The organism is Deinococcus betulae (assembly GCF_020166395.1).
Classification (GTDB): domain Bacteria; phylum Deinococcota; class Deinococci; order Deinococcales; family Deinococcaceae; genus Deinococcus; species Deinococcus betulae.
In genome coordinates, this window is record NZ_JAIQXU010000068.1 from 1 (window position 1) to 2,318 (window position 2,318).

Sequence of the window (2,318 nt, forward strand, 5' to 3'; positions counted from 1 at the left end):
CCCGAAGTACAGCTAGAGAGCCTCCGGACAACACTGTAGGTCGGCTGGCAGCTCGTTTTTCATCTGCTCTCATAAAACTTATCAGGCCGTCAGTCGTTGTCTTGAGAAAAAGATGAGTTCTTGGAAAAATGTAAGTGAAGTTTGGTAGTCACTTCTGCACGACAGCTGACATTGCGTGGAATAGCCTATAAAAACCAAAGGCGCAAATCGTCTTTTGGTTGTCGCGAGCTATTCAGCCGTTAGATGTCGTCTCTGTATACCGAGCAGAGGAGATATAAGGCATGGTCGAGATATGCATCGCATGATCTCTGTTCATCTCTCATGCTACTAACTTAGGAGTTATATGAAGAGATTTCCTATACTTTTTGTCACCCTTGCCCTCTTCCTTTCTGCATGTGGCAGCAACACAGGACCAGTAGAAAACTCTGAATCGAGCGCTGGAAAACCTATCAACACGGAAGCCATAGTATTTGATACTTCTGACAGAAACTCACTCTATGCGTTGCGCGTAAATGGATTTAGTGACTTTAAGCTACACTCCTATGTAGATGGAATAGAAAGAGCATCTAAGATTGCCAACGGCACGGATTTTATTGTACTTGGCGCCGTATTCACCATAAATCCCAAATTTGCCTATATTTCGTTGCGCAAATCAGTCAATGGCAGTTCGCAAGATTCAGTAGCTCTCTATAATATCGAAAATGACACCATAGAGAAAGAAGTGAGCAATCTCTATAGTCAAGAGATTTCTGGGACAGTATACAATAGCCTCCACCTTGAGGGAAATAAACTTCAGTTTGTTGCTCAGAGAAATACAGGTCCTGATCAAGAGCTTCCAATGCCAGATCAGTTTGAATTGAATATCGAATGTGGGAATAACTTAAGCTGTGGTACAGTCAAGGAAATGACAGCGGGAAACGACATTGCTTTTCAATCGCTGCTTAATGAAAAGCTGAATAGCCACCAGAGCAGCATCTCAAGTCAAACCCTCTCTAGTCAGGCACTGGCCGTACAGATGTATTGGCCTAAGGGCGTGAGTGGTCATCACTATCCAGGCTCTTCCTTCCACTCAGGCAGGGATGCCTATTCTCTAGATATAAATCGAGGCGGAGGTGAAGCTGATCACGGAGATCCCGTCCGGGCTGCCGCTCAAGGAAAAGTAATCGAAGTGATACGCAGCACGGCAATCAATACTTACGGCAATCGAGTGCGCATCCAGCACTCTAATGGGTCGGTAACACTTTACGCCCATTTGTATACAATTGCCCCTACGGAGGGAGCCCTAATAGCCGCGAAGGAAAGTGTTGGGACAGTCGGCAATACAGGACTTGATTTATCTCAACCAAACGTTGCTTCACATCTTCACTTTACGTTGTACGATACTGCCGGGAATGGAACATACATTGCCAATAGCTACTATCCGATTTACGCTCGTGTTGGAAGCACTACGGCAACTTGCCAAAACATTACTACAGACATGAGAGATGGAAGGGAATATTTTCCCTGCTAATCAAAATATGAATAGATATGGCGACTATAAACACATATTTATGATCTAAGATACTATATTGATATAGGGAATGGTCCGATCATTCCCTATATCTTCTAATTATTATGGCGACGAAACACATATAAATATGTTCTCATGGAAGCCTATACCGTCTCACGAAAAGTGATTTAAGCTTAGTTCATGAAGGAGCAAAAATAGATGAAAAGTATCACTATGGGTCTCGTGATCTCGACTTTCTCTGTCGCACTGCTAACGTCAGCTGGGAAAAATGTAGTAGGAATGCCTTTATATACATTTCAAACTAAATCTGGCGCTCAAATTTACACAACTGTGTATATGAATAAAGGAATTAAAACTAGATCAGATCAGCTTTACTACAGAGCGAACAGCAATTCAAAAGGAAATGTACTATTCAATGCCAGTGACTATGGAAAAGGTTCCGTACTTCTAAATGCAGTTATGGGAAGGCCCAATACAGTATATGTGTTGGCCAATATCTCAGGGAGCAGAGGAACCGAAAGTACGGTCTTCAGCATAAGTACTGACACTAAAAAAATCTTAGGCAAAGTAAGGCTCTTCAATTTAGGAATCGACAATGTTCTGCCAAATCCGTTTATTTATGAGCCATCGACAAACACCGTTAAAGTAAATGCCAGCCGGGGCTACTCCAACAAAAATGGAACAGTATCCTCTAGATCTGGCTTCTTCTGGATCGGATTAATCGAAACGAATGCAGCTATTATTAAGAAATCTCAATTTGACTAAATGATGGCACTCCGTTGACTTATCAAAGGAATACCCTCCTGAA

2 protein-coding genes are annotated in these 2,318 nt (G+C 42.4%); both read left to right on the forward strand.

All coding sequences use genetic code 11. From position 1 onward, the window contains the following. Positions 1 to 343 precede the first annotated feature (343 nt). Entirely contained in the window at positions 344 to 1,510 is a 1,167-nt protein-coding gene (locus tag K7W42_RS22620; RefSeq protein WP_224577667.1) for a M23 family metallopeptidase, read from the forward strand. Positions 1,511 to 1,708: 198 nt separating this feature from the next. Next, positions 1,709 to 2,275, forward strand: a complete 567-nt coding sequence (locus K7W42_RS22625) for a hypothetical protein (protein WP_224577668.1) — start codon at positions 1,709 to 1,711, stop codon at positions 2,273 to 2,275. Positions 2,276 to 2,318: the final 43 nt, after the last annotated feature.